12 protein-coding genes are annotated in these 15,101 nt (G+C 62.3%); 2 read left to right on the forward strand and 10 right to left on the reverse strand.

Going from position 1 to position 15,101, the window contains the following annotated elements:
* Positions 1-4: 4 nt before the first annotated feature.
* The 6 genes from KCG34_RS10170 to KCG34_RS10195 all read right to left on the reverse strand — a co-directional run bounded on the left by KCG34_RS10170 (position 5) and on the right by KCG34_RS10195 (position 6,368).
* Positions 5-781: an IclR family transcriptional regulator gene (locus KCG34_RS10170; protein WP_249138287.1), complete on the reverse strand. Its 777-nt coding sequence runs from the start codon at positions 779-781 to the stop codon at positions 5-7.
* A gap of 27 nt (positions 782-808) precedes the next feature.
* Entirely contained in the window at positions 809-1,618 is an 810-nt protein-coding gene (locus KCG34_RS10175; protein ID WP_249138288.1) for a DUF8021 domain-containing protein, read from the reverse strand.
* Between the two features lie 26 nt (positions 1,619-1,644).
* Positions 1,645-2,901: an acyl-CoA dehydrogenase family protein gene (locus KCG34_RS10180; RefSeq protein ID WP_249138289.1), complete on the reverse strand. Its 1,257-nt coding sequence runs from the start codon at positions 2,899-2,901 to the stop codon at positions 1,645-1,647.
* Between the two features lie 5 nt (positions 2,902-2,906).
* Positions 2,907-3,812, reverse strand: coding sequence for an SDR family oxidoreductase (locus KCG34_RS10185; protein WP_211940247.1), 906 nt, complete (start codon positions 3,810-3,812; stop codon positions 2,907-2,909).
* Between the two features lie 81 nt (positions 3,813-3,893).
* Positions 3,894-5,003, reverse strand: a complete 1,110-nt coding sequence (locus KCG34_RS10190; protein WP_211940248.1) for an LLM class flavin-dependent oxidoreductase — start codon at positions 5,001-5,003, stop codon at positions 3,894-3,896.
* Between the two features lie 54 nt (positions 5,004-5,057).
* Positions 5,058-6,368: a GntR family transcriptional regulator gene (locus KCG34_RS10195; protein WP_211940249.1), complete on the reverse strand. Its 1,311-nt coding sequence runs from the start codon at positions 6,366-6,368 to the stop codon at positions 5,058-5,060.
* Positions 6,369-6,929: 561 nt separating this feature from the next.
* Here KCG34_RS10195 and KCG34_RS10200 point away from each other — a divergent pair.
* Together KCG34_RS10200 and KCG34_RS10205 are read left to right on the forward strand one after the other, a co-directional pair.
* Complete coding sequence (locus tag KCG34_RS10200) at positions 6,930-8,402, forward strand: carotenoid oxygenase family protein (RefSeq protein WP_249138290.1); 1,473 nt, start codon at positions 6,930-6,932, stop codon at positions 8,400-8,402.
* A gap of 1 nt (position 8,403) precedes the next feature.
* On the forward strand, positions 8,404-9,177 hold the full coding sequence (locus KCG34_RS10205) for an SDR family oxidoreductase (protein WP_211940250.1): 774 nt from the start codon (positions 8,404-8,406) through the stop codon (positions 9,175-9,177).
* Between the two features lie 127 nt (positions 9,178-9,304).
* Here the strand turns inward: KCG34_RS10205 and KCG34_RS10210 are convergent, their stop codons facing one another.
* From KCG34_RS10210 to KCG34_RS10225, 4 genes are all read right to left on the reverse strand, one after another.
* On the reverse strand, positions 9,305-10,441 hold the full coding sequence (locus tag KCG34_RS10210) for a GntR family transcriptional regulator (protein WP_249138329.1): 1,137 nt from the start codon (positions 10,439-10,441) through the stop codon (positions 9,305-9,307).
* Positions 10,442-10,605: 164 nt separating this feature from the next.
* Entirely contained in the window at positions 10,606-11,853 is a 1,248-nt protein-coding gene (locus KCG34_RS10215) for an MFS transporter (protein WP_249138291.1), read from the reverse strand.
* Between the two features lie 206 nt (positions 11,854-12,059).
* Positions 12,060-12,482, reverse strand: a complete 423-nt coding sequence (locus KCG34_RS10220; RefSeq protein WP_211940252.1) for a nuclear transport factor 2 family protein — start codon at positions 12,480-12,482, stop codon at positions 12,060-12,062.
* A gap of 108 nt (positions 12,483-12,590) precedes the next feature.
* Positions 12,591-14,906, reverse strand: coding sequence for a TonB-dependent receptor (locus KCG34_RS10225; protein ID WP_249138292.1), 2,316 nt, complete (start codon positions 14,904-14,906; stop codon positions 12,591-12,593).
* Between the last annotated feature and the right edge of the window lie 195 nt (positions 14,907-15,101).

Genomic DNA, 15,101 nt, shown 5'->3' on the forward strand with positions numbered 1-15,101 from the left:
CGGCTCAGCTCGCTGAAGCTGTAGCGCGACAGCCCATCTGTGCCGCAGATTCGACCAGCCTCGAGCCTATAGTGGCGATCAACGCCGTATTGTCCGAGCTGCTCGGGAGCGACAGGCTGAGGCTCCCAGCTATGCCGCCGTCGTCGTGCTTCAAGGGGACCGACACGATCAGAAAGCCTGGATCGGTATCGTCGATGCTGGCGGCGTAACCGAGGGCGCGGATCGTTCGCATTCGACGCTTGATCTCCAACCACTCGGTATCGTCGCCGGAGGTTTTCTGAAACATGGCGCGGACCGCCCGCACTTCCAGAAAGGCCAAGATTGCGAAGGCCGGGGGACCGCAGAACAGTGGCGCCAACCGTCCCCTCGCAAAGGTTCCCTCAGGGAAAGGCGTTACCCCGAGGCGATGCTCGTGCATCGTCATGACGTGATCGCGATAGATCCGGCTGATGAAGATCATGCCGGGCCCTTGATATTCGCAGGACAGCTCGGCGAAGGTCGGCTCCGCCGCGCGCAGCAAGGGATCGGAGATCCGCAACTGGCGGTCGTAGTGGACGATTCCGGGGCCCAGGAGATAGCACCCCGGCCTGGCGCTAAAGATCAGACCCGCCGCGACGAGACTGCGAAAATAGCGATAGATGGTGCTCTCAGACTGCCCCAGCGCGATGCAGGCGTCATCCACTGTCCACTCCGGCCGTTCGGGCGTGAACAGATCCATCACCGACAAGGTCTTGTCGGAACTGGTCCCGGGCTTGCCGCCGCGCACTCGATCCTGGGTCACGGCTGCGCAGACACGCGGTGAAATCCGCTATCCAAGCCGGGGCGCGCCCTTGTCGGCCCAGCCAGAGGAGCCGCCCAGGGGCAGGATTTCCCGTATCTCGTCGACAATGCGAAGCTCCCCGTCCACGACCTTGAACAGCCCGAGCATATACATCGAGCCCGCGTCCGGCCTAGGGTGGTCTGGGATTGGGTGGAAATCCACGACGACGAAGCTGCCAGCGACCCCGAGCTCTGTGTCCAGGACCGGATAGCGCCGTTCGCGCGCGCGCGGTCTCGCGGCGCGCGTATCATTCAACGCCGAGGCGCAGGTGTGCACCTTGCCGTCCGGCGACAAGAGCGTACGCAAGGTGTTCGTCGTCTTGGCGCCGTTGTCATACTTGTCGCAACGGTAATTGAAGCGGGGGATGAGGCCGTCACTCTGCTCCAATCCTTCCCAATACCTGTCCGCTGCGTCACGCAAACCGTCACGATCAACCCGGCGGTGCGGGGGAACCACAGCGGAGTAGATGATGTCCGGCTTCAGCAACTGTTCGACGTCGGCGAAATGCCCTTTCGGATCCGAACTGATGATGGCCTCGGCGTCCGTCAGGGCTCCCTCCTCCACCCGGAGACGCTGGGCGAACGGGCGGGCTTGATTGTCGAGAAACGCGACGCCCATGGCCACCACCTGGCCGGTCGTCGCGTCGGCGAAGCGCTGGATGCCTTCAAAGCGCGGCGCTCGCTCCCATAAGCCTTCGCCAGCGTCGAGCGAAGCGCCGTTCTCGGTATAGCGAAAGTCGGACGCCAGGTTGAGCGCCGCGGGAGCGCCGTCCGCGACCGCAGCCAGATAGACATCCATTTGCCCGAGCAGCTGATCCCTATCCATCATGCGATGCCAACGGGGGGCTGTCCGAAGTGGATCCGGCCATAGTTGATGGCCGCGCTGTCAGACTGGTGGGCCAGATGGCCGCGCAGCACGCCGACGTTGCGCCAATAGCGGCCGAGCATGGCGTCCCTCTTTGACGCCGATGAACCCGCGGTGCGGAACATGATGTCTACGGCCTCGTGGGCGAGATGGATGCTCTGGAGGATGACCAGCGCCAGGCGACGCGCATCGTCGTCGGCGCATGGGGCGCCGGTTGCGCAGGTGCGCTCGGCTATCTCCATGTAGTCAGCCGCGGTCTGGAGCAAGGCCGCCCGCGCCGTATCGACCAATGCGCGGCACCGGCCGTAGTTCAACTGATACTCGGCCAGCTGGAGACGAGGCGCGCCGGTCGGACCCGTGGCCTTTCGAGCCAAGAAGGTCTCCTCGTACAGATCGAGCGCGCCCTCGGCCGCGCCTACGACGACCGATGCAGATTCCAGGATGATGAAGGGTCGCGCAGGACCGTGGAAGAGCGGGGCGTCGGCATAGGCTTCAGGCGGCAAGACCCGGTCTTGCCCGGGGTAAGGCTTGGCGCGGTGCTCGGGCACGAACACGTCCTTCATAACGACCCGATCCGACCCGGTGCCCTGCATCCCGATCACATCCCAGTTGCGGACGATTTCGTAGTCGCTCCGGTCAAATAGGCCCATACGCATCGCGGGGGCGCCAGACGCCGGTTCCGCCACCATGAAGGCCAGCAGGATATGGGTGGCGTGGGCGCAGCCCGAGGCATAGTCCCAGGCTCCGCTGACCCGGAACCCCCCGGGAACGGCGTGGCCCACGCCCTGCGGCGCGGCGACCTCGGGTGCTCGAAACTCGCCGCTCGCGCCATAGGCTTCGCGTTGCGCGTCCAGGGGATAACTAGCCAGTTGGTGCACGTGGCCCAGCACCAGTGAAAGCACCCAGGCCGTCTCCGGGCAGCCGCGCGCAACGGCGGTCACAAGGCGGACATAGGTCGGCAGGTCGAACCCATAGCCGCCGAAGACGCGCGGCTGGATGACCCGGAAAAAGCCGGCGTCGACCAGAGCCTGGTGGGTTTCCGCGGAGATGTTCCCGGTCGCCTCAGCCGCCGCCTGGCGCTCCCGCAAGACCTGCCGCATGGCGTCGGCCCGGCCAACCATCTGCGCTGGTGTCAGTTCGGGTTCCGGCGGCGCGATCGCCGGGAGCGTTGCACTGTCACGTCGTGCGGCCGTCTCTTTCACGATGCTTTCTTCCATGAGAGCTACCAACCCCTTGCGGTGAGGACCTCGATCGCCTGCATGGCGGCGGCGGTCTGTCTGCGGCGCGCGTCTTCGAGCATCTTCCGCCCCGGATCGATCTGCTGGGGCGGCGGACAGGCGGCCAGGATGTCGTTGAAATGATCGGCCAGTTCCTCGCGAAATTCCGAATGCGAGATGATGTAGCCGCGGTTTTGGAGGATTCCCTCGACGACGGCCTCACCGACCTCGCGCGGGTCCATCCCGGAGTCCTCTGCAGGCTTGACCGGCCCCCCGGACGGCGCCGCAACGGACATCCCTGTCTGGAACCGGCGCTGCCGGTTTTCTCCGGACGCGAGCATCCGACTGCGGGTCAGCCCCGGATAAAGCACCGACACGCCAATCCCGCGGGATGCCAGCGTGAGGCGCAGGGAGTCGCTCATGCCCCGCACCGCGTACTTGGAGGCGGCGTAGATGTAGTTGTTCGCCGTGGGCAGCAGGCCTGCCATCGACGATGTGGTGACGATGTGACCCTCCCCCTGACGAAGCATGGCCGGGAGAAAGGCCATGAGACCGTTGATTGGGCCGCCTAGATTTACGGATAGCACCCAATCCCAGTCTTCATAGGTCATGGTGTCGATCGACGGGTTTACGCCGACGCCAGCGTTGTTCACCAAAATATCGCATCGGCCAAACGCATCGAGCGTCCGCTTGGCGGCCTCGGCCATCTGGGCGCGGTCGATGACATCAACCGACAGGGTCATGACATCCTCGCGCTCCCCCAGGTGGGCGCGCGCCTCGCCAAGATGGTCTTCGCGCAGATCGGCGATCACCACCTTGACGCCCCTGTCGAGCAGGGCCTCGACGATCCCAAAGCCAATGCCGCTGGCTCCGCCGGTGACGAAAGCCACCTTCCCCGACAGATTCCGCATCGAATGTCCTCTTCCCGTCCTGCCATGTGATGGGCTGGATGCGCCGGCCAGTGGCGATCTGGCCGGCGCAGGTCTGGCGGACTAGGCGGCCTGCAACTTGTGCGCTCCGCCATCGAGCGTGTTTTGGCAAGGCCAACTCTTGACCTCGTCAAGGCATTTCTCGGCGAAAAGGCGCATGTTACGCTCCGCCTCTTCCCGCGGCATGCCGCCGAAGTGGAAGTGCGGGAAGAAGCCTTGAAGCTTGGCTTCCTTGTTTATCCTATCCAGGATTTCGAGGATTTCAGTGGGATTTCCGGCCGGCATGACGGTACCCATCTTGTCGGCCATCTCGTCGATCTTCTCGGGCGCGATCCTCATGCTCTTGTAGAACTCATTGCCCTTCGACGTGCCGAAGTCGTCGTCCGCCATGCCGTAGTTCTTCACGGCGGCCCGGAAATTCACCCGGTGGTATTTGCAGGACATTTCCTTGGCGCGGTCACTGCTCTCGTCAACGAAGATTGTACCTGAAAGAAGAGGGCTGGGCGCCGTCCGGCCAGCCCCGTGGGTTTCATTCCACACTTGGTCGTAGGTGGCGAAGTCGACGCCCAGGTTTGGGCGCGGCTCGGGATTGATGATCAAAATGCCCATCCCGAGTTCGGCTACGGTGCGCACGGACTCCGGCGAGCCGGCGGAGCCGAAGATGCGCCCTTCGAAGCTCCCGTAAGGACGCGGGCGCAGTTCGCGGCGCGGCTGCTGTGTAATCGCGCCCCCCTCGATCACGCCGGTCTCGAGCGCGCCGATGATCAGTTCCGCGTATTCGCGGTAGAGCTGCCTGGTCTGATTGATGTCGACCCGCATGCCCTCGTATTCCATCTTGCCGAGGCCGCGGCCGAAACCGAGTAGCAGCCGGCCCTCGGTAATGTTGTCGAGCCAGAGCGCCTGCTCGGCGACCCGAACCGGGTCGTTCCACGGAAGCACGACGACCTGGGTTCCCAGTTTTACGCGCTTCGTCTTCCCGGCCAGGTAAGCCAGCGCCTGCAGCGGCGAAGGAGAAATAGAATAATCGGTGAAGTGGTGCTCCGTGACCCAAATCGACTCGAACCCTAGATTTTCCGCTTGGAGCGCCATTTCCAGATCCTGCTTCAGGAACTGGGTGTCATTCAGGCGGGGTCCGCTCTGATGTTGGAATCCGGTGGCGTAGCCTACGTGCATCTTGTCCTCCCGAGTTCGCTCGCGTGCGACCCACGCCGCCATAAAAGACGTATATTACCGTGATACGACAATCAATGACGTTTTTGCGGTCGGCTTGGAGAAGAAGGCTTCACTGAGGAAGGCCAATCCGCTGGCCCGTGATCGTTGTGCGCTTGCCGCGGCCTGGACGCAGTTCGCGCGAAACGCCTCGAGGATCGGGCGGCTCAACACGAGAAACTGCCGGTTCATTGCGTCGAGAAGCGCCGGATCCCGGGGCAGGTGGGCCGACGGGTAGCCGCGCACGCTCTGTACGAAAAGGTGCAGGATGGGATTTGCCGCGACCGATTCGATGGCCTCCTCGACCGCAAAGACTCGCGGCAACACTTTGCTGGCATCGCGCCCATTGAGCGCGTCCTCCAGCTGGTCGAGCGCTCGAGCCACCTCTTCGCACCTGTCCGGCGAAGTCCTGGCCGCCGCCAGCGAAACGATTTCGATGCTCAACCGCTGGAACACGAGCATGACCGCCTGCGGATCCACGCCGCTACTGGCGAAGAGACAGGACACTAGACGAGCCACGCTTCCAGTCCGCGGCGCCTGACTCACCAAGCCGTGACCGCGCCCGCAGAAGGTCTCGGCGGCGCCCGCGCTTTCAAGGATCCGCACCGCTTGACGAAAGACGTCTCGGTCAACGCCATAGCGGAAGCAAAGATCTTCTTCCGACCCGAGGCGATGGCCGCGAGTCCACTCCTCGGCCGAGCATTCGAGGAGCATGCGTTTTGCGATCTCCTGCGCCCGCGAACACCGGCCATCCTCCGGAATGAGCAGAGGCCGAAAAGCCGCCCTCCCGTCGACGCTCCGAATCATCCGCTGCAACGAGCTGACGACGCCGTCGAAAAAATCCAGCACGGCCAAATGCTGCCGTTCAGCCGGTCTCCCATGCCGCGCCTCAGGCCCCTCCAGTTCTTCGCGAACATGTCCAAGCGCCTTCTCGGCTTCACCGAGTTGGGCTTCGGTTACGCCAAAAAAAAGAGCGAATCTGACGAGAACGTCGGCCGTGCGACGGGGGTCGATCTCGAGAATTCGAAGCCCACCCCGCGGCCCCCGGACCATCCGTGCGGTGCCGCGCACTTCAAGTATCCTGACGGCCTCGCGTATCACGGCCCGCCCGATCCCAAAACGTTCCGCCAGGGCTTGTTCAGAGCCGCACGAGAGTCCGCGCGGCCATCCGTTTGCGATCAGGCTCTCCTCGATGCGTCTGGCGACCCGACAGGCTCCCTTTTCCGCTCCATCCCGCCTTTCGCCAATGACATCGCCAAGGAGACTGTCGTCATTGGCGGCAGTGAGGATGGACGGGGCGGGCTCCAGAGGGAGGGCGTCTGTCATCATGCCGGAAACATGCTCCCATATTCCGATTATGACAATCCACGCCTTTTCTGCGCGCCCCTTTGGAGGGCGGCGGCTGGCGGGCTCGTAGGGTCGGAACCGCGGAGCCGTGGCGACAGCCGGCGCTTTATTGGCCTTGGCGCTGGCCATTCGACCGGCGCGCTCTCATTCAAGTCGCGCCGAAGGTCGCTTCGAGCCGGCGCGGCGCAGATCGACGGTGGTCGCGCGCCGGGAAAGGCTCTCACGGGCTCGGTGGCGGGCGCCAGGGAGGGCGGGATCGGTTACAAAAGTCGGCTTGCCGAAGCACCGATCGACTTCGGGGCCTGACGTCGCAGGTGCGGTCCGCCGGACGGCCAACTTGCGGGCCACGAATTCCGCGCCCGAGAAGTCGCGGCGCTGGCCCGCCACGCCCCTATGCGCAGCTCCCAAGCTTCACGGAGACAACCCGCACGAACAGTCGGGCGTCGACGGCGGGAAATGTTGAAGCTGGTTACCAGGGAGCAATGACCGCAAACTCAAATTCAGAGCAATGCGACAGCGCTTGGCCCAGACAAAGGAGTCCCGATGATGAATATCCGATTCCCGAACAATGATTTCACGAGCTTCGAAGCGCCTATGCGCGCAGAGATCGATTTGGACGGCCTAGAGGTCGTGCAGGGGGCGGTTCCGCAACATCTTGATGGCGGCTTTTTTCGCCTGATTGGGGACAGGAAGTGGCCGTCATTTGTCGAAAACGATGTCTTCATGCTCAATGAAGACGGCATGGCATCCTGCTTCTATTTCAAGGACGGCAGGGTCAATTTCCGCATGCGGTACGTTCGCACGCCCCGCTTCGTTGCGGAGGAAAAGGCAGGGCGGGCGCTATTCGGCCAATATCGTAATCCCTTCTCCGACGATTCCTCGGTAGCCGGCCTCAGCCGCGGCACCGCGAACGTCACGATGTTGGTGCACGGCGGCAAACTTCTTGCGATGAAGGAGGACAGCCCTGCGATCGAGATGAATCCCTTCACACTTGAAACGATTGGAGAGTATGACTGGGATGGTAAGGTAACCGCTACGGCGATCACCGCTCACCCCAAAATTGATTCTCGAACCGGCGAGCTGGTGTTCTTCGGATATTGCGCTGCCGGTCCAGCCACGACCGATATCGCGTACTATGAAGCCGATAGCAATGGGCGCATCATTCACGAGGCGTGGTTTCACGCCCCCTACACCTGCATGGTCCACGACATCATGGTCACGCAGAACTATGTCGTCTTCCCTATCACTCCGCTTCGCCACGAACTGGAATGGATCCAGCGGCACGAGCCGGCCTTCAAGTGGGATTACACCAAGGAGGTCTATCTCGGGGTGCTGCCGCGCAAAGGACGTGGCGATCAGATCCGATGGTTCAAAGGTCCTAATCAATGCCATGGCCACACCATCGGCGCTTATGATGACGGGCGCTACATCTATGCCGACAACACGTTCAGCAAGCGGTCCTTCTTCCGCTTCTTCCCGAACATCGACGGTTCGCAGATCGAGCCGGCCCACACCATGCCCTACGCCAAGCGCGTCGTGATCGACATGGAAGGCCAGGGGGATGGCTTCACCGAGCAGCCGCTCTTCGAATATCCGGGCGAGCTTCCCCGCATCGACACCCGCTTCGAAACCGTGCCATACAGCTTCGCCACGATGAACCTGCTCGACGTTCCCGGCCAGGAACGCGTCGGTGGCGGCTTCCAGTGGATCGCGACCCTGGACGTTAGTGGCAAGGGTCCATCCAAGATCCTCTACGCCGGGCACAATTGTTCGATTGGTGAGCCGCAGTTCGTTCCTGCTCACGACGAGGCGGCGGAAGGCGAGGGCTACATCATGGCTGTCGTCGGTCGGCACGAGCAAATGCGAAGCGAACTGCTCATCCTTGATGCGAGCGACATCAACGCACCGCCCGTGGCGACGGTGGCTCTCCCGTTCCGTCTCCGAAGCACCGGTCACGGATACTGGTACGGGGGACGGCAACTGCGCGGAGAAACCAATCTCTTGGGAGCATGGTGAGATGGCTGACCTGAACGGAAAGGTCGCGCTGGTCACCGGCGCGAGCCGGGGCATTGGCCGAGAGATCGCTATCCGCCTTGCTGGCGACGGCGCAACCGTGGCGATCCACTACGGGGCAAACCTTGGGGCGGCTCAAGACGTGCTGAAGACAATCGAGGACGCAGGAGGACGAGCGTTCCTCCTGCAGGCTGAGCTCGACGTGTCGGACGGCCTGTTCACAGAGACATTCGAGGAATTTGATCGCGGTTTGGCGAAATGTTCCGGTCAGACCGGGCTCGACATTCTGGTCAACAACGCCGGACAGATCATGTTCGGCTCGGTCGAAAGGTTGCGCCCGGCCGAGTTCGACAGGGCCTTTGCCGTCGACGTGAAAGCGCCCTTCTTTCTCACGCAGGCGGCATTACCGCGCCTGCGTGATGGAGGTCGCATCATTAATATTTCGTCCGCGACCTCGCGTATCGTGAACCCTGATGTGGTTTCCTATGCGATGGCCAAGGGCGCGCTCGAGGTGTTCAGCAAGACGGCAGCCCTGCACCTCGGCGCCCGCGGCATAACCGTGAATTCCGTGGCGCCCGGCCCAACCGCGACCGCCGAATTTCTACGCCTCACGGAAAGCAATCCCGACTTCGTGGAGCAAGCCAAAGCTCAGTCCGCGCTTCGCCGCTTGGGGACGCCGGCGGACATCGCCAACATTGTCGCCTTCCTTGCGAGCGAGGAAGGCGGGTGGATCACGGGGCAGCTGATCGACGCGACCGGCGGAACGTTCCTTGGCTGACCGGCGCCCCCTAGAGCACGGTGCGGCAAGGCGGAATCGCCTTGCCGCACCGTGCTCTAGAATCAAATGTTCGAGCGCGTTGCGACCGCAAATCCGGTCTCCGCTTTTGCACAAAGCGCTCTAAGGTTCAGGTCAGCCTGTTGAGACACTCGACCTTATGGGCCTGGGCGACTGCAGCTGCAACCCCATCCCGGGCAAGCAGCGCCGAAACCACCTTGAGCGTCGTCGTTCGATATACAGAGCGCCCTTGCTCGCTTTCGGGATCGATCGAGGACCACCAGATCGAATAGCTCCCGGTGCAGCGCAGCAGAATGTCGATGAGGGGCTCATCGATAAATCCGAACAGGCTCTCCTCTGCCTGTTGGATTACTTTTGTCGTGACGCGGGCGTCGGACTCGAGCAGGCGCTGTATGTCCCCTAAACGGCCCAGCTGACTATCGGTGGCCTGCTCGGCGGCCATAGAAACAACCTCGGCGCTCAACATCTTGAAAAGATGCGTCGCATCACCCGGCGTGACTCGGGTCGCGGTGAAGTAGCAGATTATCAGTCGACAAAGGGCGGAGGGTTCTGGTGTACGCACCATAAGTCCCTTGCCACGTCCAGCTAGGGATTCAGCTATCCCCTCGAATTCCAGAACCCGCACCGCCTGGCGCATCGCATTACGATCGGCGCTGTAGCGGTCGCAGAGATCGAATTCCGATCCTAGACGATGATCAGTCGCGTCTCGGCCGTGCAAATCCTTCATAAGCAACCTGAGGACCTGCGCGGCTCGAGAACGTGCACTCTTAGCAGCTGCGCTTTGTAAAACATGACCTGCAGGACCCTCGCGGGCAAATTGGTCAACTGCTGAGATCAGGACTTCCAGGAAATCGATGAGCCCTGGACCTTCACAAGTTTCGGATCCTGGGCCCGTCAGCCTCGCATGAACCGTGTGCAGGATCGTCCGGCAGGCGCTTCCCTGGTGGAGCTCGCGGAAACGGGACATGATGTAACGATGGATCGCTTCGAGCACGACCGGCATGGTCGGCGCCAGCACCAACAGCCCCCCATTGGGCCCTCGCCGCATCTGCGCCGTTCCGCGACTCTCCAGAATCCGAACGGCTTCGCGCATTACGACGCGGCAAACCCCGAACCTTGTCGCTAATTGCGTCTCAGAGCCGTAGATGATCCCCGTTGGCCAGCCGCGGCCGATAAGATCCTCCTCGGTCTGCGCTGCGATCACACAGGCTGCTTTCGTGTTCGCAGCGGACGCGCCCACGATCACCTCGAACAATGGATTTCCGGCCTGCGAGTGAAGATCAGTAGGGCCCTCATCAGCATGCGAGCCCTTGGACGCCAGTGGAACGCTATTCACGACCCCTCTCCCTGACCGCCGGCCCCTTCTTGAATTTTACCGCTGGACCAAGCGCTATCTGTTCTGTTCAAGCCTCAACGACTTGGGTAGCGCGGCAGGGTCGACGCAAGGACAATCGCGAGGAGAAGCGCTCCTACCATCACCGGCGACGTGGAGGTGTAATTGCCCCATTTGTCGCGCAGGACGCCGAGGACGACAGGCCCTACACCCAACGACAATGTGGTGAAGCCGACCGCCACGCCGAATATCGTCGAGGCGTTGGCCAGTCCGAAATAGCGGCTGGTGAACATCGGAAGCAGGCCGGCCACGGCGGCGAAGCCCGCCCCCATCAGCGTAAATCCCAGGACGACCCCCCATTCCCAGGGCGTCAGTGCCGCTAAAAAGCCAACCAGCGGCAGGGCAAAGACAATCGCGAGCATTCCCGGATGCGGCAATCGATCCGCGGCTGCGCCAGCGATCAACGCGCTGAAGGGGCCGACAAGAGAATAGAGCGTTAGCGCCACGGTGGCTGTCGCAGAGGAAACACCGCGTTCTTCCCCCCAGGGAAGAAAGTGGCTCGCCAAGCCGCCGCACGCAGCGCAGACGAGAGTCGATGCAAGGATCACCGTCCAGAATGTCCGGCTGGCAAACGCAGCCATCGGCGTCACGTCCCTGCCCGCCGGGATCGGCATGCCCTCCTTAGGGGGAGGGCTCGACTGCGGCGCCTCCTTCAAGAAAAAGAAAGAGACGGGCAAGGCGATAAAGACAACCAGACTGGCAAGCGCCAGATAGGCGCCCCGCCAACCGATATCGTGAATCAGAACGCGCGCGAGCACCAGCAGCAGGGCCGTGAAAATCGCGACCGAACCGCCCAGGACCGCGCTCAGCGCCGTGCCGCGGCTTCGGTCGAACCAGCTCGAAACGACTTTGGCGAGCGCGACCGGGCCGCACGTTGCCGCCACCGGCCCCATCACGGCCGAGACCACGTAAAGCAAAGCGACGCTGCCATTAAGGAAGGACATCGCGGCCAACGTCGCCGCCCAGGCTATCAGCCCGGGCAGCAAGACCTTTCGTACGCCCAGCTTGTCGATCAAGCGGCCTACCAACGGGCCGAAAAGGACGCCCGTGAGACCGGAGACCAACATGGCCTGCGGAAAAATAGCGGCGCTCCATTGGAACTGCCGAGAGACGGGCTCAAGGAAGAGCGGAAAAGTTCCTATGAAAACAGGCGCAAAACTGAATCCCATACAGATCGAGCAGGCGATTGCGACGGTCATCGCTTGGCGGCTCGCCTCGCTAGGTGCAGGACTTTCCTGAGGCGCCAACCGATCATCGCCGGACATCAGGCGAATTGGTTCCTTCACTCGATGCATCCTGGGGCTGATCCCGTCATTTCCACTCCCATCTATCGGCCTTCCCAAGGCGTGAACGCTTCACAGGGTTAGGTCATCGGAACGGGTTAGACCGGACGGACGACAAGAGCGCGGTCGCCAATTGCTGATTGCGATCTCAGAGTCGCAGAGTGCGAGAATCAGCGTGGCTTTGGCCATCAGGCATCTCGCTTGCCCGCAAGATCGGGGTCCCAATCCGCGTAGTCCCAGTGCTCGGCCGCCTTGCCGTCCTCCATGCGCCACAGGTCGAACCAGAACGAGACGAAGGTCACGCCGGTGCCGTCGCCTTTGTCACGATGCACAGGCTGCATCATCATCACATAGTCTTCCTCGGCGATCACCAAAGGCTCCCCCGCGAACTTAAGAACCCCGAACATCTCCCGCGCCTTCTGCGTATGTGGGAAGCGCATCACCGATTCCGGGCCGTTGGCGAAGTTCGGATTGTGCTGGATATAGTTCTCGGTCATCAGCGCGCGCGTCTCGGGGGTGTCGCTCGTCGCCGGATTGAACAACCGGCTCATCAGCCGCTTCACAACCTCCTTATTAGCCTGTAGCCGCGCGGCATTGTCGTTTGTGCTCATTCGGTCACTCTTGAAGGTTCCTTCCCAGCCCACATCGACCCTATGCTTGGCGTCACCCAACTACCGCGGCGTCGCCCAAGCAGGCCGCCGAGCTCGACGTTCTGGACGTCAGAAGTGGCCTGTCAGCACAGCGCCGAAGGTGCGCGGATCCGACAAATTCCCGTCGGCCTGCAACGGCGTGATTGATTGCAGGTTCACATAGGTTTTGAAGCGATAATCGGTCAGGTTCCTGACGTAGGCCGTGACTGAATAGCGGTGGTCGGCAGATGTCCAAGTGGCGCTGGCGTTCGCCTGGAAGAAGTCGTTCTGGCGCACATAGGCCCTGCCGCCCTGCGCGGCCAAGGCCGCGGACAGGACAAATGTGTCATAAGCAGAGCGATAGGTGCCCTCCGCGTGGAAGTCGAGGTTCGCGCCACTGGTCAGGCGGAAATTGTGGTCGTACAGGCCGGTCACGTTGACCGGAGCGAAGCCGAACAAGCCAGCGCCCGACTCCGCCGCAGCGAAGGCTGGCGGGCGATCGTGGAACCTGGATTCGACGTGACTGGCGTTCAGGCCGAACTTGTCATCCGGCGTGGCTTGGAACTGCACTTCCAGTTCCTGGCCCGTCAACCGCATCGGCACGTTGAACAAGAAGCCGCTGGCAGGGTTCCTCGCGTCGAGCTGGATACTGATCTGATAGCCGCCATAGTCATAGTAGAAGACATTGGCGTTCACCTGCAAGCGCCCATCCAAGAAGCGGTTCTTGCTGCCGATCTCGTAGGCGACAAGTTTCTCCGCCTGATAAACGTTCACCGTCGGCAGACCGCCTGCACCGGTTCCGATCTGGAGGTCGCCTGGCAGAAATGCACTAGATACTGACGCATACAGCAGGCTTGCGGGGGCAACATCATATTCAAGCCGCGCCTTGAAAGTGTCGTTATTGAATACGCGACGGCCGGCATCGCCGCCTACGGAGGCGGAGACCCGATTTTCCGGCAGGCCCGCGATTGGCGATCCTGGTGCATCGGCTGCGCAGCCGGAAGCCGGCCCCACCGGGGTGTTGCAGAGCCCGTTCAGGTTTTGGGTGTAAACCTCCTCGGTCTTCACGATCGTCTTGTCGTGGCGCAGACCGCCGGTGAAACGAAGCGCCGGGGTGATGCTGAACGTGCCTTCGGCGAACACACCAAAGTTGGATGTCTTGCGCCCCACCTCTGCGTCGAACAGCAGCCCGCCGGAAGACTGCCATGTGTTGAGGTTGCTGGTTACGAGTTCGTTCTCGTAATAGAACAACCCCGTTTGCCAGTTCAGCCTCGACGAACCGAGCGACGCAAGGCGCAATTCCTGGGTCAGGAAATGGTCCTTGGGTGATTTTACCCCCTGCTTGATTATCGCGCCCCCCGGGCCGACGAGGTAGACGGTCGCATCCTGCTTCCATGTGCGATACGCTGGCAGGTAGGTCAGCCGAACGCCGCCGACATCCCAGTCTGCCTGCGCCCACACCTGTCGAAACCGGGTCTTGGACGAGCCTATCGTGACGGGATTGAACGATACCGTATTGGGCGCCACGAAATTGGTGCTCAGCCCGCCGTTGTTGAACTGCCGATCTTGAAAAGCGCCGCCCACCAGCAGTGAGAAGGTGTCGATCGGTTTGAACCGCAGTTTCGCCTTGCCCTCGTCCTGGTTTACGGCGCCGTACCCGCGCGATGCGTCGGGTCCGTCGCGCTCATAATGGTTGCCGGCCACGCGCAGCGCCAGCTTGTCGTCGACAATCGGGACGTTCACCGCCCCCGTCACGTGGATGAGATCCAGGTTGCCACCTTCCACAGAAAGGTCGGCGGACGTACGCCCCAGTTGCGGGTCGCGGGTGTGAATGGCGACTAGGCCAGCGGTGGCGCTGCGACCGTAAAGCGTTCCCTGCGGCCCGCGAAGCACTTCCACCCGATCAATGTCGTAGCCGCCGCCAAGGCCCGAATAGACGTCATCAACATAGACCGCAGTCGCCGTGACGCCGGGAATGCTCTGGCCGCTCACGGGCCCGTTGGATGCAATCCCACGGATGGTGATGCCGGAGGCAGGACTGTCGTTGCCGGTCGGGTAACGGGACACGCCCTCGGATTCGCCGCCGGAAACGTTCGGCACCGTTTCCAGAATGTTGTTCAACGTAAACTTGCCACGTTGAAGCAGATCTTCGCCGCGCTGTACGGTGACAGCGGCGGCAGTCTTCTGAACGTTGGTGCTGCGGCGTTCCGCCGTCACGATTATTTCCGAAAGCTGCACGCTTCCGCCGTTCGTTTCCTGCGGAGCGGCCGCCTTTTCCGATGGCGATGCGGCTGTTGTTTGCGCGTGGGCGGACGATGCCGACAGCGCCAAGGACGTCGCAAGAGCCCCCGCCGCGATGCTGGGCCAAGCCATGTCCGCCCGCGAAAAGTGATAGCTTCCGTTCATACCCCCCACCAGATTAGTTTTTTTCAACAGACGCGTCGGATCCGCCGGCGCGTTCCGCGCCTGCAAACGCAGGCATTCTCTTCAGTCGCTCCCGGCAAGGCCCACGCTTTGTTCAAATTCGTCGTCGGACGGCCAGATGGAACAAAGCGGGCGGCTATCCTTGTTGTGCTGCGCCCGAGACCGTTTACTCGTGTG

It is taken from the genome of Phenylobacterium montanum, assembly GCF_018135625.1.
GTDB lineage: Bacteria > Pseudomonadota > Alphaproteobacteria > Caulobacterales > Caulobacteraceae > Poindextera > Poindextera montana.